Annotated in this window: 19 protein-coding genes; 8 read left to right on the forward strand and 11 right to left on the reverse strand. The window is 58.9% G+C overall.

The window, feature by feature from the left end; all coding sequences use genetic code 11:
* Window positions 1–28: 28 nt before the first annotated feature.
* From VMA09_07930 to VMA09_07955, 6 genes are all read right to left on the reverse strand, one after another.
* Window positions 29–1,690 carry an AMP-binding protein gene (locus VMA09_07930; protein HUA33519.1) on the reverse strand — a complete coding sequence of 554 codons (1,662 nt, stop codon included), beginning with the start codon at window positions 1,688–1,690 and terminating at the stop codon, window positions 29–31.
* 42 nt (window positions 1,691–1,732) lie between these two features.
* Complete coding sequence (locus VMA09_07935; GenBank protein HUA33520.1) at window positions 1,733–2,584, reverse strand: MBL fold metallo-hydrolase; 852 nt, start codon at window positions 2,582–2,584, stop codon at window positions 1,733–1,735.
* A gap of 108 nt (window positions 2,585–2,692) precedes the next feature.
* Window positions 2,693–3,886, reverse strand: coding sequence for a cytochrome P450 (locus tag VMA09_07940; protein ID HUA33521.1), 1,194 nt, complete (start codon window positions 3,884–3,886; stop codon window positions 2,693–2,695).
* Between the two features lie 36 nt (window positions 3,887–3,922).
* Window positions 3,923–4,321, reverse strand: a complete 399-nt coding sequence (locus tag VMA09_07945) for a nuclear transport factor 2 family protein (protein HUA33522.1) — start codon at window positions 4,319–4,321, stop codon at window positions 3,923–3,925.
* A 151-nt stretch (window positions 4,322–4,472) separates the two neighbouring features.
* The gene (locus tag VMA09_07950) at window positions 4,473–5,417 is read right to left on the reverse strand and encodes a transglutaminase family protein (GenBank protein HUA33523.1); all 945 of its coding nucleotides are present in this window, start codon (window positions 5,415–5,417) and stop codon (window positions 4,473–4,475) included.
* Window positions 5,418–5,512: 95 nt separating this feature from the next.
* Window positions 5,513–5,776 carry a hypothetical protein gene (locus tag VMA09_07955; protein HUA33524.1) on the reverse strand — a complete coding sequence of 88 codons (264 nt, stop codon included), beginning with the start codon at window positions 5,774–5,776 and terminating at the stop codon, window positions 5,513–5,515.
* 159 nt (window positions 5,777–5,935) lie between these two features.
* Between VMA09_07955 and VMA09_07960 the strand changes: the two genes are divergently transcribed.
* A complete protein-coding gene (locus tag VMA09_07960; protein HUA33525.1) occupies window positions 5,936–6,553 on the forward strand; it encodes a hypothetical protein in 618 nt (205 codons plus the stop codon).
* A gap of 184 nt (window positions 6,554–6,737) precedes the next feature.
* A complete protein-coding gene (locus VMA09_07965) occupies window positions 6,738–8,591 on the forward strand; it encodes an ATP-binding protein (protein ID HUA33526.1) in 1,854 nt (617 codons plus the stop codon).
* Between the two features lie 9 nt (window positions 8,592–8,600).
* On the opposite strand, the gene VMA09_07970 is transcribed toward VMA09_07965, so the two are convergent.
* Window positions 8,601–9,683: a Fic family protein gene (locus VMA09_07970; protein ID HUA33527.1), complete on the reverse strand. Its 1,083-nt coding sequence runs from the start codon at window positions 9,681–9,683 to the stop codon at window positions 8,601–8,603.
* A gap of 73 nt (window positions 9,684–9,756) precedes the next feature.
* Entirely contained in the window at window positions 9,757–10,101 is a 345-nt protein-coding gene (locus VMA09_07975; protein HUA33528.1) for a hypothetical protein, read from the reverse strand.
* Between the two features lie 34 nt (window positions 10,102–10,135).
* On the opposite strand from VMA09_07975, the gene VMA09_07980 reads away from it, so the two are divergent.
* From VMA09_07980 to VMA09_07990, 3 genes are all read left to right on the forward strand, one after another.
* Window positions 10,136–10,525: a hypothetical protein gene (locus VMA09_07980; protein ID HUA33529.1), complete on the forward strand. Its 390-nt coding sequence runs from the start codon at window positions 10,136–10,138 to the stop codon at window positions 10,523–10,525.
* 332 nt (window positions 10,526–10,857) lie between these two features.
* Window positions 10,858–12,033 carry a thiolase family protein gene (locus tag VMA09_07985; protein ID HUA33530.1) on the forward strand — a complete coding sequence of 392 codons (1,176 nt, stop codon included), beginning with the start codon at window positions 10,858–10,860 and terminating at the stop codon, window positions 12,031–12,033.
* A gap of 5 nt (window positions 12,034–12,038) precedes the next feature.
* A complete protein-coding gene (locus tag VMA09_07990) occupies window positions 12,039–12,458 on the forward strand; it encodes a Zn-ribbon domain-containing OB-fold protein (protein HUA33531.1) in 420 nt (139 codons plus the stop codon).
* 18 nt (window positions 12,459–12,476) lie between these two features.
* On the opposite strand, the gene VMA09_07995 is transcribed toward VMA09_07990, so the two are convergent.
* Window positions 12,477–15,749, reverse strand: a complete 3,273-nt coding sequence (locus tag VMA09_07995; GenBank protein HUA33532.1) for an adenylate/guanylate cyclase domain-containing protein — start codon at window positions 15,747–15,749, stop codon at window positions 12,477–12,479.
* A 500-nt stretch (window positions 15,750–16,249) separates the two neighbouring features.
* On the opposite strand from VMA09_07995, the gene VMA09_08000 reads away from it, so the two are divergent.
* Window positions 16,250–17,095 (forward strand): aldo/keto reductase, encoded by an 846-nt coding sequence (locus VMA09_08000; GenBank protein HUA33533.1) that lies wholly within the window; start codon window positions 16,250–16,252, stop codon window positions 17,093–17,095.
* 114 nt (window positions 17,096–17,209) lie between these two features.
* Here the strand turns inward: VMA09_08000 and VMA09_08005 are convergent, their stop codons facing one another.
* Complete coding sequence (locus VMA09_08005; protein ID HUA33534.1) at window positions 17,210–19,396, reverse strand: glutamine synthetase III; 2,187 nt, start codon at window positions 19,394–19,396, stop codon at window positions 17,210–17,212.
* 222 nt (window positions 19,397–19,618) lie between these two features.
* Window positions 19,619–20,482 carry an LLM class F420-dependent oxidoreductase gene (locus VMA09_08010; GenBank protein ID HUA33535.1) on the reverse strand — a complete coding sequence of 288 codons (864 nt, stop codon included), beginning with the start codon at window positions 20,480–20,482 and terminating at the stop codon, window positions 19,619–19,621.
* Window positions 20,483–20,518: 36 nt separating this feature from the next.
* Here VMA09_08010 and VMA09_08015 point away from each other — a divergent pair, with 36 nt between their 5' ends.
* Window positions 20,519–21,226 carry a hypothetical protein gene (locus tag VMA09_08015; GenBank protein ID HUA33536.1) on the forward strand — a complete coding sequence of 236 codons (708 nt, stop codon included), beginning with the start codon at window positions 20,519–20,521 and terminating at the stop codon, window positions 21,224–21,226.
* Between the two features lie 414 nt (window positions 21,227–21,640).
* Window positions 21,641–23,629, forward strand: coding sequence for a mechanosensitive ion channel domain-containing protein (locus VMA09_08020; protein ID HUA33537.1), 1,989 nt, complete (start codon window positions 21,641–21,643; stop codon window positions 23,627–23,629).
* Window positions 23,630–24,150: the final 521 nt, after the last annotated feature.

Here is a 24,150-nt window from a genome sequence, read left to right on the forward strand (position 1 = left end):
ACGGACGCGGGTGCGATCCGCGCAAGGCTCACTTATTCTTCTCCATCTTCCGGATTTCCTCTTCGCGCAAGTCGCGGCGGCGAATCTTGCCGGTCACCGTCATTGGAAATTCGTCGATGAATTCGATCGAGCGCGGATACTCGTGGGCCGCGAGCTTTTTCTTGACGTGCGCCTGGATGTCGGCGATCAGCTGACTGGATTTTTCGGCCGATGGCATCACCTTGACGAAGGCCTTGATCGCCTGGCCGCGCTGCGCGTCGGGCACGCCGATAACGGCGCAGGAAGCGACGCCCTTCACTTCCATGATCGAGGCTTCGACCTCGGCGGGGCCGACACGATATCCCGACGTTTTGATCACGTCGTCGGCGCGACCCTGGAAGTAGATGTAGCCTTCGTCGTCGGCATAGCCGAGGTCGCCCGTCAGGCACCATTGGCCGGCGAACTTCTCGGCCATCGCCTCGGGATTTTTCCAGTACTCCTTCATGACGACGGGCGAGTCGCGGCGAATCGCGATCTCGCCGTTTTGTCCAGTTTTCACCGGCTGGCGATCGGCGCCGATGATCGTCACGTCGTGACCGGGAAACGCTTTGCCGAGCGGCTCGAGTTTGTAGGGTTCGAGTGCGCCGCAAGTACCAATGAAGTAGTTGGCCTCGGTCTGGCCGAAGCCCTGGTTGAATTCGACTTTGAGCTGTTCATCGACCCAGCGCGCGAGTTCGGGCGAGACCGGCTCGGCGCCACTGACGATGCATCGCAGTTTCAGATCGTGATACTTCTCGCGCGGATTTTTCACTTCGCGCAGCGTCTTGAGCGCGGTCGGCGGATATAGGCCGACACTCGCGCCGTATTTTTCGAGCAGCCGGAAGGTGACGTGAGGATCGAAGCGCGCCTTGCTGCGATAGGCGAGCACCGGGATTCCGTAAGGCCACACCGCGAGCAATCCGTCGAGCAGTCCGCCCGCCCAGGCCCAATCCGCCGGGCTGTAGTAGAGATCACCATCGCGCAGAAAATTATACGAGTAGTCAATCCCATTGTGCCCGAGCACGTAGCGAGCCGCGTGCAGCACGCCCTTGGGATTTCCCGTCGTACCCGAGGTGTACATCAGCAGCACGGGATCTTCTGCCAATGCGGCGCGGTCGGGCGTGAACGAGTCGGCGCCCTTCGCGAGCAGTTGGTCGAACGAATGATCGCCGCCCTTGCCGCCCGCGACGATCACCGCCTTAAGCGACTCGATATCGCCACGGATGCCGTCGAGTTTCCCGACCGTCTCGGGCTCCATCAGGATCGCCTTGGTCGAGCTGTTCGTGAGCCGGTACTTGATCGCGTCGGGGCCGAAGAGCTTGGAGATCGGGAGCGCGATCGCGCCGATGCGATACAGCGCCATGTGCATGATCGCCGTCTCGGGCCGCTGCGGCGTATGCACCGCGACGACGTCGCCGCGGCCGACTCCGAGCGCGCGCATCGCGTTGGCGAGCTTGTTGCTCGCGACCCGAAGCTGGCCCCACGTGTATTTCTCAGCGTGACCCTCGTCGTCCTCATAGTAGAGCGCGACGCGATCGCTTTGCTGAAACGGCCGGTCGAGGCAGTCCGCCGCAACGTGGTAGTCCGTGGGAATCTGCCAGCGATGCTTCGCGCGTGCATCCGCGATCGACTTCGCGCCGCTGACAGTTTGTTCCTTGAGTCCCAACTTCATGACATCGACTCCTCGCTGATGTGGACCGCCTTCACCTTAGCGCTACGCCAATACGAAGCGGAAGGAATCGTCCTTCTTTATGATCTTGCCGGCTGACGGCGTCGCGAAATGCGTTCCGATAACGAGCGTCTTGCCGTCGGCATAGCGCTCGCAGAACTGACGGCGGGTCTTCTTCGCCTGCGGGCCGTCAACGTCGAAAACGTCATCCCATTCCGGATAACGGCACTGAATCGGGTGATGCATCAAGTCGCCGGTGATGACGGCGTCCTGACCCTTCGATGAAATCCGCACCGCGAAATGGCCGGGCGTATGTCCGGGCGTCGATTCGAGCCACACCTCATCGGTGACCTTGTGCTTGTCATCGACGAGTTCGGTCATCCCTTCGGCCATCACGGGCCGCAGCGAGTCATCGACTGGATCTTTGAGAAACGGATCTTCGGCGCGTGAAAAGAAATCCCATTCGGTGCCGCCCAGCAGATACTTGGCGTTGGGAAAAGTCGGCACCCACTTGTCATTCTTGAGCATCGTGTTCCAGCCGACGTGGTCGATATGCATATGCGTGCAGATAACGTTGTCGATCTTCTCGCGCGGGCTACCGGCTTTTTCGAGGTCTTGAAGGAACGGGAGCTTCAGCTTGTTCCATTCGGGGTTCGAGCGAACCTTGTCGTTGCCGATGCAGGTATCGACGATGATGCGCTTGCCCTTGGACTCGATGATGAGTGCCTGGATCGTCAGCGCGATTTTGCCTTCCGCATTGGAGAACGGCGCGAGCCAATCGCGCTCTTTCTTGATGTTCTCCGCGGTCGCATTGGGCAGCAGCATGGTGCCGTCCCAGATAGCTTCGGATTCGATAATGCGCGTGATCTTGACGTCGCCGATTTGAAAGGTGGGCATGTTCCGCTCCTCACTTCGTAGTTGTTTGGGCTTGCGCCGCGCACCTTGGGCATAACCTTGTCGGGGTGCTTTCGGCAAGGGCGAGAACGAGATTGTGTGCGCGTGATTCTACGCGACCGCGAGCGGCAGATACTTCAGGCCACGCGTGATGAACGATCCGCGATACTGAAGCGGCGCGTCAGGCTCGGCAAGATCGATCGTCGCGTATCGCTCGACGATCGCCTCGAACGCGAGCCGCGCTTCAAGACGAGCGAGCGGAGCGCCAAGACAGAAGTGAATTCCTTCGCCGAACGCGACGTGGTCGTTGGGAGTGCGGCCGATATCGAAGCGCGCGGGCTCGGGGAACTGCGCCGGATCGCGATTGGCCGCCCCGAACATCGTGGCCACCACCGAGCCCGCCGCGATCGCCGTGCCGCCAACCTCGATGTCGCGCGTCGCAAATCGCATCAGGGTCTGCACGGGACTGTCGTATCGCAACATCTCTTCGACCGCGGTTGGAATGAGAGTGCGATCGTTGCGGAGCCGCTGGTACTCGCCCGGATTGCGTGCGAGCGCGAGCAGCCCGTTGCCAATCAGGTTGGTCGTCGTCTCGTTGCCAGCAATCAACAGCAGCACGACGAAAGCGAGCAACTCGTCGGTGCTCAACGCTTCTGCATCGTCGTGCGCGGCAACCAACGCACTTATCAGATCGTCGCCGCGCTCGACGCGGCGGCGCTCGATCGCATCGGTGAAATACGCGCGCAGAGCGGTAACAGCCTCGGCGACGATCGGCGGTGGCGGAATCCCCGGGGTCGTGAGGCTATTGGAGGCAATCACGTCGGACCAGGTGCGGAAGCGCTCGCGATCGGCGACCGGCACACCCAGCATCTCCGCGATAATCACGACCGGAAGCTGATCGGCAAATGCGCTCATTGCGTCGAAGCTGCTGCCGCGCGCATATCCGTCGAGGAGCTGGCGCGTCAGGTCAGCGATGTGCGTTTGCATGGCCGCGATGCGGCGCGGACTGAAATCGCGCGCGACCAGGCGGCGCAATCGCGAATGAATCGGCGGATCGGAAAAAGGCATGGTGGGCGCACCGCCAAACGGATCGGCGCCCGGCGGAATCATGTTGCGCGGCACGGCACTGGAAAAGGTCGCCTGGTCGCGCGCGACCGTGACGACGTCCCGGTATCGCGCCACCATCACGATCGGCAAACCGATCGCGAGATAGCGCGGCGGCCCGCCGAGCAGCGCCGCGTAATGAGGATACGGGTCCGCCTGAAACGAAGGATCGAAAGGATTGTATTCGACTTCGCCCGCCATCGTTGACTGATAGTAGAGCTCTACAAAATCATTTAGTTAGCCGAAGAGAATATCCTTGGCCTTCTGCGTGTCGACGTATTCGCGGATGCGGCGAATCTTGCCGTCTTCCAGCTCGAAAATGAAGCAGTACTCGTTTTCGTAGTTTTTGCCGTTGGAAACTTTGCCGCGATTGGTCAGCTCAAGGATCACCGCGTCACCGTCGCAATACGTGCGGCGAATTTCGCTCTTAAGGCCCTCGGGAAATGAGGCGCCGACGCCTGCCATGAACTTCAGAATCTCATCTTTCCCACGTTTCAGTCCCGAGACGCCGGGTATCGAGCCCGGAATCAACCAACTGACGTTGTCGGACATGTTGGCGAAGGCGGTCTTTACGTCGCCCTGTCCGAAAGCGGTCCAGGTTTGCGTGACCAGTTCTTTTTTCTGCTCGTTCGTCATGTTGCTCTCCTCCGGGATGCGTCCTTCCATGCTCGCGGAGTTGCTCGCGATCGGATGCTTACTCTTTGCACACGAGCGCCCCGAAAAGAAGATCGCGCGAAGCCGGATCCGACGACGATAAGAGTAGAAAACTGACTATTCGATGGAATGTTTAAGATGCATTCCAATTTGCCGGAACGTTCGCCGCCGGCGCGGACTTCGACACCGGCTCGACCTTGGGTTCGACCTGGCTCACGCTGACATCGACTTCCATGCCGATGAAATCGGACGGGGCGCCCGTCCATTGCCCGGCGATCGGCGGAGCTTGCGACGGATCGCGAACAACAGCAACGCGGATCAGATCGCGATTGCCGACGATGCCGTTGGTCGGATCGAACTCCATCCAACCGGAGCCGGGCAGATAGACCTCGAGCCAGGCGTGGGTTGATGCGCCGCCGAGATTGCCACTGCCAGCCGCAGCCGGCACGTAGATGTAGCCCGAGATAAAACGCGCGGCGAGGCCGAGCGATCGCACTGCCTCGATCATCAGCAAAGCGAAGTCGCGGCAACTTCCGCTCTTGAGCCTGAGCGTATCTGCCGGAAGTTGGCATCCTTCTGCAACTCGAGCCGCGTATTTGAAACCTTCAGCCTTGATCGACTCGGTGATCGCCTTAAGCATTGCGAGGGTGTCAGTCTGACCATTGTTCGACATAAACCGCTTCGCCCACAGATCCACCTGATGCTCGGGATCCGGATAGTGACGTTCTATCGAACGCTGTAGATCAGGCGCTTCCTCGGCCGAATAGGAAAACGGATAGGTCGCGGCGTAGGTCTCAATTGGGTAATCAGGTTCAGTGCTTTCGAAATGCTCAAGATCGAGATTGCTTTCGAATAACAGTTCACGCGCGGAATCGGTAAAAGATGCAATCGCGACGGAGTTGCCGAAAACGTCATGCAGCCATCGCAGCGCGGATGGATTCGGCTGAATCGTGAGCGTGGTCGCGATCAATCGCATATCGTGACTGTCGCGCGGCCGCAGCATCAAACGGTGATCGCCGATGGTGACCGGCTTTGAATACTTATAACGAGTAGTGTGTCTGACTCGAAGTCGGCGCACGTGCTCCCCCGGAAGTCAAATTCGGTATGATGGCGGAATAGCTCCGCTTGTTTTGCGGAGCCATTCCTCAATCGAACGACTCAGGACCCTTAATATTACGAGTTCCGATTCATCCGATCGTTCTTCTGCTGGTCATCCTGACGCCAGCCGCCCTTGTTTTCCTTGTCACGATCGCGCGGATTCTCGTTGCCCTGCTGGTGCTGCTGGTGACCCTGTTGATGCTGAGGGTCGTTACTGCGATTGCGATCGTCGGTGCGGTTCATCTGCGAGCGATCATCCTTGTGCTCTGCACCCATATTGGACCGGTTATCGTGCTTATTGTCGTGCTTCATGCCTTGAGAAGTTTTTTTATCGTCCATAAAAAGCAATCTCCTGCGGACGTTTTAGAGTTAAGGCGCCTGCCTTTAAGTTCAGCAACATGCGCGCCAAAGCGATCATGAGCCGAAACCTGCCGAATCATTCAGGATTTCTGCGGGTCAGGATCTAAGCAATTCTGAAGCAGGGTAACTTTTTACTGCGTGAAGATCGTACTAGTCCAGGCTGGGTTGGAAATTGAGCACCCCGATCATCCCCACCCGGCTCCGGCAGAGTGCTTGCTTACTGATCATTGCAACAAGAAGACGAGGAATGGCTTGAGCCCGATTTACGAAAGACCCGACGACTATGTACCATGCGCTTCGATCAGCCATCTATTAACTCTCGACGACCAATTACAGCTGTGGCGCGTCAGTTATGAAAACCTACATTCTGGTGGGCGCTTCGTAGTCGGAAAGCAGATGCCGAATCTCGCTGTGCGGGCTGAATCGCAAACCCGGCCAGCTCGATCTCTGACCGAGATGGATCGGCACATTACCGATGCGGATCAGGATTCGCGGCTGCTCCGTCACAAAACGACCTCGTACGAAAGTAATGAACAGAAGGCTTTAATCCGCTTTCTGTACGAACGCTTCGAACGCGACGTGAGCGTCGATCGATACTTCGACGACTCTGCCAACTACATTTATTTTCCGCGCGAGTTGCAACTCCTTTTTGTTCACACTGGCTTCGAAATCGAATCGATAATAGGGAATTACCGCGGCCGTCCCTTGGGCCCATCGTCGCGTCGGATGGTGATGACGGGACGAAGAAAGAGCTGAGGAAAATTGCTCCATGAAGTGCGTAAAACCTTTCCGTCCTTGTAATAAATGGAAGTTCCGAGATCGCGCGCGGTTCCTCAGGAGTCCAAATTTCAAATGGCTCTGCGGCCACGATCAGATGGCCTTCTTTTTGCTGATTTTGAAGAACGAGACTGCAAATAGTCCTGACACGAATATGTTAGACATGGGATTCACACTCGACGGTGCCTGCACCTCTATTCCCGGATGGAGCAGCCAGGGGAATGCAGCCCATCTGGTTCAATTTTACGAGGACGATTCGTTTCTGATCGATACTCTCTCGAGTTGGTTTGATACAGGGCTGAAAGGGGGTGGAGCTTGTATATATATCGGGACGGCCCCGCACAGGCAGAGCCTCGAACAACGTATGGGCGCGAAAGGAGTAGCGCTCGACTCGATGCGGGAAACCGGTCGTCTCCTATGTCTTGACGCAGCGACTATACTTTCGCGACTGCTGGTCAACGGATGGCCGGAGCGGTCGCATTTTATTCAGGAAATCGAGGAGCGCGTAAGAGCAGCCTCGTGCCACGGAAACGTTCGAGTATTTGGCGAGATGGTGGCGCTTCTGTGGCGCGACGGTAAGTGGCGCGAGGCGGTACGACTTGAGGAAATCTGGAACGATTTCATCCAGACTCACCCGATCGCGTTGTGCTCTGCCTATCCAATCAATGATTTGAGCGCGGCCGCAACGGAAACTGCGCTGCAACAACTAGGCGCGATGCATTCGATTGTAATTCCGGCCGAAAGCTATACTGCCCTGAATTCACCCGCGGAACGGTTGCGCTCGATTGCCGTTCTGCAACAAAAAGCCCGCATGCTCGAGGCTGAGGCTGCGCGTCGCGAAGCAGCCGAGCGCCTCCTTCATCAGCATCAGGAAAAAGTTTCTCAACTCGAGGCGCAGCTCAGGGCAAAGAATGCGGAACTCGCGCAAGCTGATCGCCAGAAGAACGAGTTTGTCGCGATGCTCGGGCACGAGTTGCGCAATCCTCTATCCGGAGTATCGAACGCGGTCGCGACAGCTGAGATCGACAACTCCCGCCGTGAACGCGCGCTGAGCATTGCGCATCGCCAGGTCAACCAGCTTTCAGGACTGGTTGACGACTTGCTCGATTTCGAGAGGATCGACAAGGGCCGGATCGCCCTCAAGCGCGAAGTCATCAGGCTGGCAAATATCGTAAGACTTGCGGTCGAGGAGACGCAGAGTCAACTCGGACGCTGGCCGCATCGACTTTCAATCTTAATATCGCCGCAGGCCGAAGGGGCGTTGATCGACGCGGATCCGACGCGCCTGCGCCAGGTGATTTCGAACCTCCTGCACAACGCCGCAAAGTTCACCCCGGCCGAGGGCAGGATCGAAATTTCAGTAAACGTGGAAGGTGACGAGGTCACCCTGCGCGTCTGCGACTCGGGCATCGGTATCGCACCCGAAATGCTGCCACGCGTGTTCGACCTATTCACGCAGGCCGAGATATCGCTCGATCGCAAAAACGGCGGGCTCGGAATCGGGCTTACGCTGGTGAAACAACTCGTAGAAATGCACGGCGGACGCGTACAGGCCAGAAGCTCTGGACTGGGTAAAGGCAGCGAGTTCGAGATTCGACTACCGGTTCTTCCCGACGCCTGTATCGACGCCTCACCCGTCGAGGATATGCAAGTGACCTTTCAACCTGCTCGAATCCTGATTGTAGAGGACAATACCGACGCCTCGGAAGCACTGAGTATGTTGCTGGAGAATTTCGGCCATCATCCCACGGCGGTCGAAAACGGAGTTGACGCTATCGCGGCAGTGACAAAGGGGGAATTCGATTTCGCGCTCGTAGATATCGGACTACCTGGAATCGACGGATATGAATTGGCGCGCCGCATTCGAGCGCTGCCCAACGGTCGGAATCTGACGCTGGTGGCGCTGACTGGCTATGGACAGGAGTCCGACAAGCGGCAAGCGCGCGTCGCGGGTTTCGATCACCATCTCACCAAGCCCGTGAATATCGCACGCCTGCGCGCGCTGCTAGGCGGCTGAACGCCAGTACTAACTCGCTCCCGGGAGACTTGCGCTACGCCACTGTCGCAGGAGTTCATAGGGATCGATGCTGCCCGCGTCCTCTTCGAGCAGAGACCGGTCAAGAAGCGCGGCGACGGCGCCGGTCGAGGTGTGACTATTGAGCTCTGGCAGAGACGACTCACTATAATAGCGAAATGGAACACGCGTTCCGGCTGCCGATTCAATTCCGATATTTACTATCCGCGGCCAGGACGCGAGCTGTTCGGCATTGGGAGCTGCGAACAAATCGCTGGCCGCGATGCTGGCGCCGCTCTCGATTCCCGCCTCGGACATGTCCGCATTGAGCTCGACGCACAGCCGCGCGAAGCGCTGGAATCCCCGCAGGAGCTCGAGCGCCTGTCGGTATTGCGCGGCCAGGCAAAATCGCAACATCCGCAGGGTGTTGGCGGACGGATTCCAATCGCGCCCCAACTCGTCGAAGAGCGCGTCGTACTCCCTGCGATGATGTCCGATGTATTCCTCGATACTCATCAGCTCCGGCGTCGTGTAACCGGCTCGCGCCATGACAAGCGAGTAGAGACATCGCGCGAGGCGGCCGTTGCCATCGCGGAATGGATGGATCCGGATCAGGGTCGTCATCGCAAGCATCGCGCGGACGATGGGCGGGGAGTCATCCTCGCGATTGAGCAGATCGACAAGCTCATTCATGAGACCGGCGAGCAGTTCGGCTTTGGGCGCGCGGTACACCACGACCCCGTCGCCATCGCGCACCCCCGCGTCGCGTGTCCGCCACTTGCCGGGCCACGCGAGCGAATCCTGCTCGTTGATCATGAAGTGCAGTGCACTGATCAATCCCAGATCAAATTTGAAGTTCGGATCGCCCATGAGCTGCAGGACATAATTCATTGCCCGCTGATAGCCATCGACGCGCGGAGCGCGTTCCTTGCGCGCAACGCCGTCTTCGAGAGTCTGAACGTAGATTTCGCGGTAGGTTACACCGCGCCAGATGGTTGGGACGACGATTCGATCGGCAAGGTCCGCGTTGATTGCGTCAATCGCGGCGACCGTCGCAAGCCCATCAGCGTCCAGTGGCGGAGCAATTAGAATCACCGAAGTAATCGCCTGGGTGGCGCGTGAATCACCAGGGCCGGAAAGCGCGCGGCTTCCCGGCCCTGAGTTCAGCTCAGAGAGAATTGATAAAAGGCGTGCTGCAAGTGCAGCTCTTCAACTGTGAATTCGCCGAGCCTCCCAGCACGGCCGCCTTAGCCGCCGCAGGCGGTGTACAGGTGAAAAAGTCGGCACCGCAATCAAGATAGATGTTGGAGCATGCCGCGATACCGGCAGTGCCCGATGGCACCGCGTAACATCCAGTGCCGGACTGAGAAGATGTCGTCTGACAGCAGAATGCGACGGGGTCGTTGCTCGCAGAGCCCGCCCCGGCTGCACCTAGCAACGCCTGCGCGTGAACGATCGCAGGGGCGAGCAACGCCGCCGCGACGATCGCGGAAATCTTAAGTCTCGAAATCATGTCAAGTTTCCTCCCGAACGCCAGTAATTTTCAGTTGGAAAAAGTGCTGCACGAGCAGTCCTTCAGCCCTTTGGCACCCGACGCGGCCGGCGCGCACTGCTCGAAACCATTGGGTCCGCAGGCGAAGACCACGCCGCTGCACGAATTGACGGCCGCCGGGGTGAGCACGGGGGTGGTGCAGTTGGTTCCGATCGCCTGCCCCGCGTTGCCCGCGGTGAGCGCGCTGCAGCAGAAGGCCGCTGGTCCAGAAGCCAGCGGAACGGGAATTGGAATTGGCAGAAGTTGGGCCCAGGCCGGCGCCGAGAATGACACCAGGCCCCAGACCGCGAAAGCCAGCCTCAATCGCTTGAACATGAATCAAGTCCTCCTCTCGGCGTATATATGCCAGTTTGATATTATTTCCTACAACTTATTTATGTTCTAGAACGGCGATGTATCTACTATCTGTTAAAAATTCACACAATTAGGAGAGAGGAAGGAAGGCTTATGACCTGCGCAAGCGAAAACGATCGAGAGCGGCAGTGCGCGCCCGTACGCCCGCTTCGCAGGGGCAACGATCGCACCGCTTCGGGTGCGGCGCGTTCTCCAATTTCGCAGCGGAGCGCAGTTCCGTCCAACGCCTGGGCTCTTGCAGGCGCGTGGTCTAAGCGCGAGAGTCTGCGTGGAAATAGCGGGCGCGCGGGAAGCACCGACGGCGCAAGGACAGATGAAGCTCTCAATTCAGGGCAAATCGCTGTTACCCAATGATTTGTTGACATGACAAATTTCGCTCTCAAAGATCGCGCGGCAATCGCGGGTGTGGGCCAATCGCAATACGGCCGGCGTCTGATGCGCAGTCCAATTGACCTCGCTGCCGATGCGATCGCGAGCGCACTCGATGACTGCGGGCTGCCACGCGATCAGCTCGACGGAATGATCGTGAGTTTCGGCTCTCCAATCGGCGCGGACGCCGATACGATCGCGCAACTGCTCGGATTGAAGTTAAGAACCTACAATCAGACGTGGGCGCACGGACGATTCACAGCGAGCGCCATCATCTGGGCGGCGATGATGGTCAACGCCGGCATGGCCGATGCGGTCGCGTGTCTCGCCTCGGTGAGCTTCTCCGCAATGCGACGGCCGATGATGGGTGGCGCGGGAGATCGCGAAGGCGGGCGTGAAGCCGGCGGCGGTCACGGCGAAGATCCGGTGTACGGCATGACTTCGCCCGGTTCAGGCGCAGCGCTGGTCGCGCGAAAATACTTCGATCGTTACGGGACTGACAGCCGCGCCCTCGCGTCGATTCCGGTTGCATTCCGCAAGCACGCATCGATGAATCCCGCGGCGATCATGCGCGAGCCGTTCAGCGTCGAAGACCATCAACGATCGCGCTACGTTTGCGAGCCCTTGCATCTGCTCGACTATTGCCTGATCAACGACGGTGCCGCATGCGTCATCGTGACGACTTCGGAACGCGCGCGCGATCTGAATAAGCGCCCGGTATATATCAGCGGGATGCAGGGACTGCCGGGCGGTCGCGAGGAATTCATCTGGGCGTATCCCGGGCTCGGGGTTTTGCAGCAATCGATATTCGAGTACGAAGCGGGATTACAACCGGTGTACAAGATGGCAGGCGTCACTCAGAAAGATATCGACGCTCTCTTCACCTACGATGCATTCTCAATCGTCGCGTGGATCGCTCTGGAGCGGTTTGGTTTCTGCAAGCCGGGCGAAGCCGCGGCCTTCACGCAGGACGGGCGAATCGAAATCGGCGGCGAACTGCCGATGAATACCAACGGCGGCTTACTCTCAGAAGCTCACATCATGGGATGGAATCACCAGGTTGAAATCGTCCGCCAGTTGCGCGGCGAATGCGGTCCGCGGCAGGTGCCTGATGCCACGATTATCCAGTGGGCAAACGCGTATGGCGATTCGCTGATTTATCGAAGATAATGGCCATGAGAGATCCTGACGCGCAATATCACAAACCGCTTCCGGCGATCACTTCGATCAATCGACCTTTCTGGGATGCGCTCCGGCGGCACGAACTGAGTATGCAAAAATGCGATGGATGCGGACTGATATGGTATCCGCCATCGCCGCTATGCCCGTGCTGCTGGTCGCGCAGCATCGCCTGGGTAAAACTCAGTGGCCGCGGCCGCGTAAGTTCCTGGGTGGTATTTCATCAATCGTACTTCAAGAGCTTCGATGCCGAGATTCCGTATAATGTAGTCGAAGTCGAGCTTGATGAAGGTCCGCGCATCCTCGCCAACGTCGTCGGGATCTCGAACGACAAAATACGCACCGGTATTCCTGTCGAAATAGTATTTGATGACGTTACGGATGAGGTCACGCTCGCGCGATTCAAACCCCGCTGATTCGATACCAGCCGGATTCTATCGCGCCTCGGCGTGATAAGGTGTGAGTTCCTCGAGCAGCCTCCTTGCCTCCCTGAGATCAAAGGTATCGAACCCTTCCGTGAACCAGTTATAGATCCTGGCGAGAATCGCGCGCGCCTCTTCCCGGCGCTCGTGAACCGCGAGTATGCGCGCGAGGCTCATCGTCGCGCGCAGCTCGTGCATCCTGGCTGACTGGTTTCGTGCTATCTCAATCGCAGTGCGGAATGATTCCTTTGCTTCCTCGACCCGATCCGCGCCAAGCTTCAGTAGCAACTCGCCTTTCACGCGATATAGTTGAGCGGCATCTACGTGATCGTCGATCTGCGCGAGCGATTCGATGGCCTTGGTTACGCGGCCCAGGCTCTCGTGCGGATTGCGGCCCGCGGCATAGAGCGATGCAACGCGGTATTGCGGAAAAAACTCGGAGGGCGCCGGAAAGCCCTCGGCTTCGACCTGGGCGAGGATTCGATTTCGCTCCGCCACGCCTTCCTCGCATTTTCCGAGGCGGCATTGCGCGTCCGCGCGCAAGAGCGACGCGACCCGCGCGATATGCGTCAACCCATGATCGTTCGCGACCTGGATCGACAACTCTGCCAAGTCGCGCGCGCGACGGAAATCGCCGCACTCCAGATGAATCGATCCGTCGCCCATGCTCGTAACCGCGATCCAGAGCGGCTGGTCGAGCGTTTTCGCATCGCGGACCGCGTCGCCCGATTCGCTCAGCGCCTTGGCTGGATAGCCAAGGTTGAAGAGCAGTGCACTCAGCCAATAGCGGCTCCACCAGTAGCGGCTCCACCAGTATGTGGTCGAAAAGTTCATGTCGTTGCGCAATGCGGGATCGAACAGTTCGAGCGCACGCTCGTAATGCCCGAGCGCGGTGGGGAAATCTCCCGCGACGACAGCTTCATGACCCGCGGCCTCTGAAGCGAAGGTATGCGCTAACCGACTGTCATTGGCCGAAAAGCCGCCTGCCTCCTGCGCCATCCGCAGCAAATCGCTGGTCAGCTCGCGCGAGCGCGCAAGCTCGCGCCGATTGCAGTGAAAAGCGCGTGCGACCGCGGTCGCGCCCAGCAGTTCCCGCTGCTCATTGAGCTTCGCGGCCAGCTCCCGCCATCGCTCGAGCGGCCCTACGAGCTCACGTGCCGCATAGTCCCTGGTCATCTGGATACAATTGCAGAGCGAAGCCTGAAGCCGCAGCTCGCTACGGTCGCGCTTGTCGCCGGCCGGGAGCTCCGACAGCTTATCGAGAGCGCTCCGCGTGAGCGTGAGAGCGTCGTCGTACGCGGCGCGTTTGGAGGCCTGCTTCGCAGCCAGCGTGAGGTATTCGATCGCGCTCTCGGCGTTGCCGCTGCTGCCGTAATGATGCGCCAGCTCCGACAGGTGATCGTCGATATGGTCGTGCCATACCTCGTCGATCGAGGCCGCGATCCTTTCATGGAGGATTTTGCGCCTCTCAGTGAGGATCGAGTTGTAAGCGACGTCGTGAGTGAGCGCGTGCTTGAATGCGTATTCGATATCGCCGCCGGCGATCTGCTCATAGATGAATTCACGCTCCTGCAGCGTCGCAAGCATCGGGAGCAGCTTTTCCTCCGTCGTCCCGATCACGTGTGATGCGAGCTTCAAGGAAAACTCGGTGCCCATCACGGCCAGAGTTTGCAGGAGTTGCTTTTGAGCCGGCGGCAGGCGGTCGATGCGCGAAGCCAGCACCGCCTGCACGGTCGCCGGGATGCGCAACTTGTTCAGCGATCGCGTCAACTTGGTGTGACCGTTCCGCGCCAGCGTCCCGTCTTCGAACAGCGCCTGGATCGTCTCCTCGATAAAGAACGGCGTGCCTTCGCTCTTTTCGATTATCAGGCGCTTGAGCGGCGCGACCTCTTCACTTTCGCCGAGCAGCGCCGTCAGCATCTGGTCCGCGCTCTCTTTGCCGAGAGGCTCGAGCCTGAGGCGCGTGTACGATGTGCGATTGCTCCAATCGTGGTTGTACTCAGGCCGGTAGTTGACCAGCAGCAGGATTCGCGAAAATGGAATCGCATCGCTGACCAGATCCAGCAGCACCTGCGTTTCGTCGTCGATCCAGTGAAGATCTTCGAAGATCAACATCAACGGCTGATTGGTGCTCTCGCGCAAGAGAATCCGTTTGATCGCATCGAGCGTACGCCGGCGCCGAATCTGCGCGTCCATCTGGGCCAGCGGATCAATGCCTTCCACCAGACCGAGCAATCCGAAGAGGTACGGCAGCGCGTCTTCGAGCGAACGATCCAGTGTGACGATCCTGCCGTTAACCTTCTCGCGCCGCGTTCGCAGATCATCTTCCGGTACGATCTTGAAATACGAGTGAAGGAGTTCCATCAGCGGCAGATAGGCCGACGCTTTGCCGTGCGAGACCGAGTACGCCTCCAGCACCATCCATCCGCTCTGATGGCGCAACTTGAACTCGTAAAACAATCTCGACTTGCCGACGCCCGCGCCCGCGACTACTGCGGCGATCTGACCGTGCCCTGATTTCGCCTGCTCTGCGGCGCGTGCAATCGCCTGGATCTCCGGCTCGCGCCCGACGAACCGCGTCAGACCGCGCCGCACCGAAAGTTGAAGGCGCGTGCGCAGCGGGCCGAGTCCAGTCACTTCGAAAACATTCACCGGCCCGCTGACGCCCTTTACCATTGCGGGACCGAGAGCCTTGAAAGCGAAATAGCCTTCGCACAGCTTCTGGGTGCTTTCGGTGATCGCGATCGATCCCGTAGGCGCGAGCGCCTGCATCCGCGCCGCCAATCCCGTCGAGTGACCGACCGGCACGTACTCGGTGTGAGCATCGGCGGTCTTGATCGATCGCACGACAACTTCGCCGGTATTTATGCCGATACGTGACTCGATCGGCGCCTGTCCCGACTGCCGCAACTTGGCCGCGTAGAGCCGCAATTCTTCCTGCATCCTGAGTGCAGCGTAGAGCGCGCGCTGAGGATGATCCTCGTGGGCCATGGGGGCGCCGAACAGCGCGAAGATGCCGTCACCGGTGGATTGAGCGACGTAGCCCTCGTAGCGATGGACCGCGTCGATCATTAACTTGAGCGCGGGATCAACGATTGCGCGGGCTTGCTCGGGATCGAGATCCTCGATCAGCTCCATCGAGCCCTTGATATCGGCGAACAGCGCGGTGACGGTCTTGCGTTCGCCGTCCGTCGTAACATCAGTAGCGGCCACGCTCACGCGTTCGCCGGCTTCGCCGTCAGCAGTCGCCTTGTGCTGCTTTGCGGGAGTTGGCGGAGACGCCACCAGCGGCCCGCCACAATCTTGGCAGAATTTCGCGCCCGCAGGGTTTTGAAAGTTGCACTTTGCGCAGCTGCGGGCGAACGGATGTCCGCACGAAACGCAGAACTTGGCAACCGGCGGATTAACAAAATCGCAACCTGGGCAGCGCACCGCGATTCTCCAAACTGACGGCCAATGAAGCAAAAAGTAGACCCAGGCGGGGCGACGGATTCGAGCGAAATATTGCGCTGGTATTTTGTGCCCGGATTTCCTCGATTAGCGGCGGTGCCGCAGGGCTCGCACCGCACTTGTTCATTATAACTGCCTAGAACTGTAAAATGCTTTCTATTGTTTAAACATAGAATTACTCATTTTGCATCAGTCTCCATGACTCTGTGACGCATAACAATCGGGCATGGGCAGCCGGAACAGGCACCACCAGAATGTAACTGCCTGTTTCCGTGAGTAGGCTCGCGGCGCGGATGTTACTATAGGGGCCACGCGAATCATCCGGCGAGGCGGCTATGAGACAACATCGATTCGGGGCCACGGTCTGGCAGGTTCCCGCGATTGGGCAAGGCACGTGGCAAATTGAGGGCGCGAATCGGCGCGCGGCGATCGCGGCATTGCAGCGCGGGCTCGATCTCGGGATGACCCATATCGACACCGCGGAAATGTACGGCTCGGGTGAGGCTGAGAAGATTGTGGCCGCCGCGATCGAAGGGCGACGCGACGGAGTGTTCATCGTCTCGAAGGTGCTGCCGCAACACGCGTCGAGAAGCGGCACCCTCAAGGCATGCGAGCAATCACTGCGTTATCTGAAGACCGATCACCTCGACTGCTATTTGTTGCACTGGCGCGGACGATATCCGCTCGAGGAGACAATCGCGGCTTTCGAGGCCTTGAAGCGCGACGGCAAGATCCTTTCGTGGGGTGTCAGCAACTTCGACGTCGCCGACCTCGAGGAAGCCGCATCGATTGCCGCCGCGGAGAGCATCGCATGCAACCAGGTGCTCTATCATCTGCGCGAGCGCGCCGTCGAGCATCGCGTGCTGCCCTGGTGCGAAAAACACGGCGTCGCACTGGTCGGCTACAGCCCGTACGGACACTCCACTGCAGCGCCGAAGCCGTTGTCAAAAGATCGCGCCGTCCTGGAAGAGATCGCCGCTGCCCATGATGCAACGCCGCGCCAGGTCGCGCTCAACTTCCTGGTGCGGCGCCCGCCGCTGTTCACGATCCCCAAGGCATCGAGCATCGCGCACGTCGAGGAAAATGCCGGCGCTGGCAACTTTCAGTTAACGGAAGCCGAGCTCAAACGAATCGACGAAGCGTTTCCAAATCGGAGCCGTTCCGATCTTCCGGTGTTGTAAAGCTGATGCAGCGAGCCGATGGCGCGATACGAATGCGAGGGAGGGTGCGGACGCGACGGGGTCGCCGCCGCGTCCGCAGCTTGGGTTAAGCCGCCAGGAGGCTGACGGCATGGGTTACTTGATGAAGAGCATCTCCTGATAGGTCGCGAGCGGCCATAAATCGTCGGCCACGATTCCTTCGAGCGTGTCCGAGGTCTTGCGCACGGCCGCCATTGCAGGCAGCACGGCCTGATTCAAATGCCTCGCGTGATCGAGCTTGGTCTTGCCGCCGCCATGCTCGGCGAGCGAGGCCTCGAGCTTCACGATACCGTCCTGCAATTCCTTCACCAGCGCAGTCATCTTGTCGAGCGTATCAGTATCGAAGACGTATCCTACGGCCTTGAGACTCGCGCAGGTCGTAGCGAGCTCGCCCTGATAGCGAATCGCCGCGGGAAAGATGATCGTCTTGGCCATCTCGATCATGGTGCGCGCTTCGAGCGAGACCGACAGACAATACTGCTCGAGGTAAACCTCCTCGCGGCTGAGCAGCTCGCGCTCGGTCAGGACGCCATACTTGGAAAACAACTCGACCGCTTCCTTGGTGCCGAGCATTGGCAGCGCCTCGACGCAGCTGCGCAGGTTCGGCAGGCCGCGTTTTTCCGCCTCCTTGTGCCATGACTCAGTGTAGCCGTCGCCATTGAAGACGACCGATCCGTGCTCGGCCAGGATTTCTTCGAGCATCTTCTGGATCGCAACGTTGAGTTGCGAAGGATCGGAGGCCGTGGCTTTTTCGAGCTTGGTCGCGATGTAATCGAGCGACTCCGCGACGATCGTATTCATCGCGACGAGTGAACCCGCGATCGATTGGCCGGAGCCGACAGCGCGGAACTCGAAACGATTGCCCGTAAACGCGAAGGGACTCGTGCGATTGCGATCACCAGCGTCCTTGGGCAGCGTCGGTAGCGAATCGACGCCGATCTTGAGGGTCTCCTTTTGCTTGGAGCTTTTCGCACCGCCCTTCGCGACCTGGTCGAAAATGTCGGCCAGCTGATCGCCCAGGAAGATCGAAATGATCGCCGGCGGCGCCTCGTTCGCGCCCAGCCGATGATCGTTGGATGCGGTTGCGACAACCGCGCGCAACAGCCCGGCCCATCGATGGACCGCACGGATCACCGCGGCGCAGAACACCAGGAACTGCGCATTGGCATGCGGCGTATCGCCAGGGTCCAGCAGGTTGCCCTGCGTTGCGTTGCCCATCGAGTAGTTGACGTGCTTGCCCGAGCCGTTCACGCCCGCGAACGGCTTCTCGTGCAGCAGACACGCCATCCCGTATTTTTCGGCCACCCTCTTCAGCGTGACCATCGTCAATTGCTGATGATCGGTTGCGAGGTTGGCCTGCTCGAATAGCGGCGCGAGTTCGAACTGGCCCGGCGCCACTTCGTTGTGGCGAGTCTTGGCCGGGATTCCCAGCTTGAAGAGCTCGCGCTCGGTCTCGAGCATGAAGGCGAGCACGCGCTCCGGAATCGCGCCGAAATAATGATCCTCGAATTCCTGTCCCTTGGGCGGCGGCGCGCCGAAGAGCGTTCTCCCGCTCGCCAGCAAGTCGGGACGCGAAAAGTAGAAGTGCCGATCGATCAGAAAATACTCCTGCTCCGGTCCGGCATTCGCCACCACGGTCGCGGGATTCATATGCCCGAACAGTTTCAGAATCCGCTGCGCCTGCTTGTTGAGCGCCTGCATCGAGCGCAGGAGCGGCGTCTTCTTATCGAGCGCCTCGCCCGTCCACGAGACGAACGCGGTCGGGATGCAGAGCGTGATACCGTTGGGGTTTTCGAGGATGTACGCCGGGCTGGTGACGTCCCACGCCGTATAGCCGCGGGCTTCGAACGTCGCGCGAATTCCACCGTTGGGAAAACTCGAAGCGTCGGGCTCGCCCTGGATCAGGGTCTTGCCTGCGAACTCGGTGAGCACGCCGCCTTCGCCATCCGGGGAAAGAAAGCTGTCATGCTTTTCGGCGGTGAATCCGGTCAACGGGTAAAAGACGTGCGCATAATGAGTCGCGCCTTTTTCGATCGCCCAATCCTTCATCGACGCCGCGACGGTGTCGGCGATCGTCGGATCGAGCGAAGCTCCGGTGTCGATCGTGTGCATCAACGATTTGTAAACCGGTTTTGGGAGCCGCTCCTTCATCACGGCCTTGCTGAAAACGTTAGTGCCGAAAAACTCGCTGGCCGGGACTTTTGCAAATGAAAGTGGTTCCGAAATCGGGTGATAGTTGGTCACGGCCTCGATGGCCTGTAAGCGACCGCTGCTTCCGCTCAAGACAATGTCCTCCTTGCGATGGAGAGGAAATAATGCGTTCGTGTTAGCGCAGACCTGCAAAGCAAAGTTCGCGCCTCAAGGGTCGATGCGAAAATCTAGCTTTTGTTGAGGCTCGACCGGATCGATTGCAGTTCGACTGCCTCAATTTCAATCATAGTGCAATTATTATGAGCAGCGGGGACGCAGCGATTTTGAGTTACGAAGCCGAGAGTAAGCGTCAGCTCATGAGCTCACCGCGCGCTCGGGCACGGCGGCCAATGATTGAACGATCTTCACTCCGTCGTCGGCGACTGCCGATGCAGTCACGACGATTCGGGTGACGCCTGCGTCTTCATATTGCTTCATCTGGTCGGCACTGGGACCATCGCCGCCCATCAGCAGGACTGAAAACTCGAGCTTCTCAGGATCGCGGCCGTACTCGGTCGCCATCGCCTTGATCTGCGGAATACACTCGCGCGCTTTTTCCGCGCTGAGTCCGCCGGGACACCATCCGTCGGCGTAGCGCGCAACACGCTTGAGCGCATAGCGAGGATCATGCGCACCGAGCCAGATCGGCGGAGGATTCTGCGCTGGCTTGGGACCGACCTTGACTGCAGGAAACTTCACGATCTCGCCGTCGTAGCTGACGTCGTCTTTGCTCCAGAGCAGGCGCAAGGCTTCGACCGATTCGCGCAGATGCTGCCAGCGGCGCGCGAAATCCACACCCATGATTTCAGCTTCCTCGCGAAACCATCCCGCACCAACGCCCAGGATCAGCCGGCCATTGGAGTAGTGATCGATCGAAGCGGTGACTTTAGCCGTTTCGATCACATCGCGCTCCGGCAACAGACAAATCGCGGTGCCAATTTTGATCGTCGAGGTCGCGCTCGCCGCGATCGCAAGCGCCACGAACGGATCGATGAGGTGACCGTAGAAGTCGGGCACCTTACCGTCACGCGATCGCGGATAGCGCGTCGTATATTCCGTCGGCACCACCAGATGCTCCGCAACAAAGAACGATTCGAAGCCAAGGTTCTCCGCCTCCCGCGCGATCGCACCAGGATTGCCCGACTTACTCGTCAGAAAGGTCAACACGCCTGTTTTCATCGTCGTCCTCCGTGTCGATTCGATTATCAATATACATTGGAAGATCCGACTCTTGCTCGTCGAGCAAGCGTGAAGCTAGGTTGTTCCAGATTCCGCTTGATTGGAGGAGATATGCGCGGATTCACTGCAGGGATTGCCTTGCTCGCTGGCGTCGCTGCCATTGTCGCAGCACCGCTCGCAGATGCCTGCACGGGCAGTCGGGTGCTGCTGCAGGACAACTTTCAGATCATGACCACGAATTGGGGCGGCGCAAACGACAACGTCGCTCTAAAGAACGGTGCGATGACAGTCAGTCCAAGCCTGGGCGCGAACTACATCGTGTTGAACCAGGGCAACCTGTTCACCGACATGACGGCTTGCGTTGACGTGGCAATCGTACAGGGCGGTCCGCAGATGGTACACACTTTCGGTGGCATCGCGTTTTGGGCGGCTGATATCAACAATCTGTATAACTTTGTGCTGGGGCCGAGCGGCACCTACTCGATCGCGCGCTACGTCGATGGCCGCATCATCAATATCGCGGGTTTTACTGGAGATCCCGCGATCAAGGCGGGACTCAATCAGGTCAATCATTTGCGTGTCGTCACGCGCGGCAATCAGGCAACACTCTTCGTCAATGACAAGCAGATCGCCGTCATCAGTGGGCAGCCACCGCAGGGCGGAGGCGAGATTGGATTCATGGCGCTATCCGGCCCGGCGACGCGCGATGTTTACGCATTCTCGCACCTGAAGATCACGAACTGATAGGGCGCATCGTATACTCAGTTGGTACGATCTCGCGCTCCGTAAAGAGCGCCACTCATTGTCGCGCGACTCGGCACGCTGAATCTTTGCCGCAATGATTGCATCGCTGGGCCTGGCCTGGGAATTCGTCTGTGCGATGCTATGGAATCGCACTGGAGCGTAACTCCCCTGGTGCAGATATTACTCAGTTACATCATCTAGACAGATCGGGTGCCGTTCGCCCCTTCTCCGAAGACTCAAAGTTACAAGCTCGGGATGAGTTCAGGCGGCGAGTGGTTTGATTCGCACATGGGCTTGTATTCGAGGCGGTCGGGGAATTGATATGAGTGGTTGGTGCTCACACGAGGCTTGATGATGGTGATGGCAACCCGCTTTCGCATGGCCATGGAACCCGCGCGTCGCCGGTCAAGCGGTATGACTCAGCGCATACTGCTGACAGTCGGCGCCGCGCTCGCCACCTTGTTCGTCATCAGCGTCAATGTCGCTGCGGCGCCGCAAAGACCTGACTCCAGGCCTTCACCAGCTTCGTCCACGATCTTCGAGCGTCGGCCGCTCGGTTTCGACCGCCAGACGATCGAGCATCTCGAGTTCGATATTCAAAAATTGCCGACCGCAATACCCCGCCTGGCGGGATTCGCCCGACAACAGCGTGCGATGCTCGGACGCTCAGGCGCGTTGATGATGATGTTGCTGTTGGTGGCGAGCTTCTACGCCGTATTTCTACGTTCCCGACTCGCGCAACGAATCAAATCGACCTTTACTGTCTTCTACGGGCAACTGCCCGAAGCCGGAATAAAATGGTTCACGTCGCTTTCGGAGATCGTCGCGGCGTCTCTCTTGCCATTCGCGTTGTGGCTCCTGTGGGAACTTGTCAGAGCACTCACGGGCTTTGAGGGGCCTCTTTTTCTATTTGGGGGAGAGCTTCTGCTCGCGTGGACCGTTTACTCGCTGACTCTCAGCATATTCGCCGAACTGGTCAGGCGGCCCCTACTGCCAATTCCAGCGGACCAGGGGAACGAGTTATTCAAACTCTTCCGTGTGGCGCTGATTTACGGGACTTTTGTCCATATCGCCTCGCGTACCGCCGGGATATTCGGCGCGCCTGCCGACGCCCTCGCACTGATCGACGCTTTCTTGAGTTTGTCTCTAATCGTACTCGTCGCGGCTCTTACTCTGCGCCGAAAGACGGTATTGGCGCTGTTGCCTGACGTTCCCAACATCCTCTACCGAGGATTTGTTAGAGCCTTCGCCCGCTTATATCCGGTCATCTGGATGTTCACCCTGGCGATCGCACTTGCCCAGCTTGCGGGCTTTGTGAATCTCGCCAACTTTTTGTGGGCGCGAACGTGGCTGCCCGCCGGTCTGTTCTTGTTGGGAGTCTCGATCAATCACCTATGCCAGCGCGCCCTTTACCGCTCTCTAGTGGAGCAAAACCCGGAGCGGCAAAATGCCGCCGATCTCTATCTCTCCCTGTCGCGGCTAATTCGGTACGCGATCGCGCTCGTCACGATCGGGGCGCTTACACACCTGATTGGCGGCCTCGGTCCGGCGTACCGCGCACTCTCCCAACCGGTCCTGACACTCGGCAATCAGAATGTCTCGATCATGGTGGTCGCCAAGGCGGTGGTGATCGTCATGCTGTTCTTTTTCAGCGCGCGGCTGATTCGCGACTACTGCGAGTATCGCATCTATCCTCAGCTCAACATCGATCCCGGCGTTGCCAACGCCATCAATACTTTCATCGTGTATGTGATTGTTGCGATCGGCGTGCTCGCCTCAGTCGAGGCTGTTGGTCTTGGTCTCGGAACCATCACGCTGTTCGCCGGAGCCTTCGGCATCGGCCTCGGTATGGGCCTTCAATCGATGGCGAACAATCTGACCAGCGGGCTTACATTGATTTTCACTCGCGCCCTGCGCAAAGGCGATGTCGTCACGACCGGCGAGACGATGGGCATAATCCAGGAAGTCGGCATGCGTGCGACGCGCATGAAAACTCCCGATGCGATCGAATACCTGGTGCCGAACTCCGAATTCGTCGATGACAAGCTGGTCAACTGGACAAAATCGGATCCCTTCACGCGGCTGCACGTTCCGATCGGAGTCTCCTACGAGGCCGAACCCGAGGTTGTGCGCCAGATTATGGAACGGGTCGCCGCGAACACTGCCAACGTCGAGCCCAACCCGCCGCCCGAAGTGCGTTTCGCCAACCTCGGGGATTCAAGCCTCAACTTCGAACTCCTGGTCTGGATCAACGTCAAGCAAATCCAACCGGATCGCGTGCGCAGCGACCTTTACTTCGCGCTCTTTCAAGCCCTCAAAGAATGCGGAATCGAAATACCATTTCCGCAACGCGATATTCGCATTCGGTCTACCGACGGCATCGCCGTCGTGAAGCGCGGCTAGGAGGTTTGCTCTTCGAACTATTTAGCCCTCTGGCGATTACTTCCAACGCTCCGGGATTTCAGGCGCCGCCGCTTTCGACTCTCGCGAGGACACGAATATTCCTTTGAATAAAGCGCGAGACGCGATTCTGGAGAGCGCTTTCGAGAACCGCACGAGTTCCCCCGACGTTGGTTGAGATATTTCGTCCTTTGAGCACAGGGGCAGTGCGGCCGCGCGATGAACCACGATATCTACATGATCCTTCGCGCTGGCTAACGCGCGCAGGGCGCCTCTCGCAGCACTTTCTCAGCGACACTTCCCATGAAGAAGTGCGACAACCCGCCACGGCCATGGGTGCCTAACGGCAGTCGCCTTGCCATCTCGAGTGCGACACCCGAATTCGGGTCGTTAAGCTGAATCGGAGCAAGAATCGTTGGATGACTCGATGCCATCGTTTCTCCGTTTCGCATCACGCCGCATCAGTGCGAGCAACAAAATTTTTTGATGCTTGAATAGCAAGCGTCAGCAAGTCAGTACCTGGT

Source organism: Candidatus Binataceae bacterium, assembly GCA_035508495.1.
Classification (GTDB): Bacteria; Desulfobacterota; Binatia; order Binatales; family Binataceae; genus JASHPB01.